This window comes from Neisseria sp. HMSC065D04 (assembly GCF_001815675.1).
In the GTDB taxonomy this organism is placed as follows: Bacteria; Pseudomonadota; Gammaproteobacteria; order Burkholderiales; family Neisseriaceae; genus Neisseria.
On sequence record NZ_KV821553.1, the window covers coordinates 33,973 to 35,245 of the forward strand.

Here is a 1,273-nt window from a genome sequence, read left to right on the forward strand (position 1 = left end):
CCTTGTCCTGATTTAAATTTAATCCACTATACACGCTATTTCGATGCCTGCCGTATGAGCAAAATGACAACAATCAAAACGTCCTCCCCCGATATCCGAATTTTCCAAAGAAACCTATCGGCAGCCGTTTTGTAATAAAAGGTCGTCTGAAACCGTATGATGGTTTTCAGACGACCTTTTCCCCTTCATCTGAGCAGACTTACCCCAGATATTTCAGTTCGCCTTTGAAATCTTCCAGCTTCTCATAGCCTTTTTTCGCCATGATAGCTTTCAAACCAAGCGAAACGCGTTCGAAAACTTCGACACCTTGCTGATGCAGCGCCGTACCGATTTGCACCATGCTCGCGCCGCACAAGATATGTTCGAACGCATCGCGACCGGTATAAACGCCGCCTGTACCGATGATTTGGATGGACGGATTCAATCTTTGGTAGAACGCGTGGACGTTGGCAAGCGCGGTCGGTTTGATGTATTCGCCGCCTATGCCGCCAAAGCCGTTTTTAGGCCGAATCACAACGGATTCGTCCTCGATATACATACCGTTGCCGATGGAATTGACGCAGTTGACGAATTTCAGCGGATGGCGGTTGAACACTTCCGCCGCTTGGTCGAAATGGACGATGTCGAAATATGGCGGCAGTTTGATGCCCAAAGGCTTGTCGAAGTAGCCGAAGGCTTCGCCCAAAATCCGCTCGGTCGTTTCAAAGTCGTAGGCGATTTGCGGCTTGCCGGGGACGTTCGGGCAGGAAAGGTTGAGTTCGGTAATGCCTTTAAAACCGCTGTTTTGCACTTTTTTCAACAGCGTGTGTGTTTCATCGGGCGACATACCGACCAGTGAGAGGAAAAATGTCCGTTCGGGCTGCGATTCTTGAAGGCTCAGCAAATAATCCAGATAGTAATCAATGCCTTGATTCGGCAAACCCATAGAATTGATACTACCCAGCGGTACATCGCGGTAACGCGGCTCGGGATTGCCCGCACGCACCTCCAGCGTCGCCGTTTTGGTGACGAAGCTGCCTGCGGCGGATTGCCTGACTTCTTCCAATTCTTCTACGGTCATACACGCCACACCAGCGGCGTTCATCAGACAGTTGTCAAAAGAAAAACCGGCGATTTGCGTTCTCAATGACGGCATATCCTGCTCCTTTCCCTTGAAAAATCAAATTGATTGCGAAGCGTAACACGAATAGGCGGCAAAATTTTTAACAAACATCAAATGACAGACAATGTAGGGAAATGTTGTTTTATAGTGGATTAACTTTAAACCAGTACG

1 protein-coding gene is annotated in these 1,273 nt (G+C 48.5%); it reads right to left on the minus strand.

Annotated features, from left to right (window positions below):
* Window positions 1–199 precede the first annotated feature (199 nt).
* Entirely contained in the window at window positions 200–1,135 is a 936-nt protein-coding gene (locus HMPREF3050_RS12015) for a dihydroorotate oxidase (protein WP_070774947.1), read from the minus strand.
* Window positions 1,136–1,273 lie beyond the last annotated feature (138 nt).

Coding starts and splice junctions, on each gene's coding strand:
- HMPREF3050_RS12015 (WP_070774947.1), bottom strand. CDS start 1,135: ATGCCGTCATTGAGAACGCAAATCGCCGGTTTTTCTTTTGACAACTGT.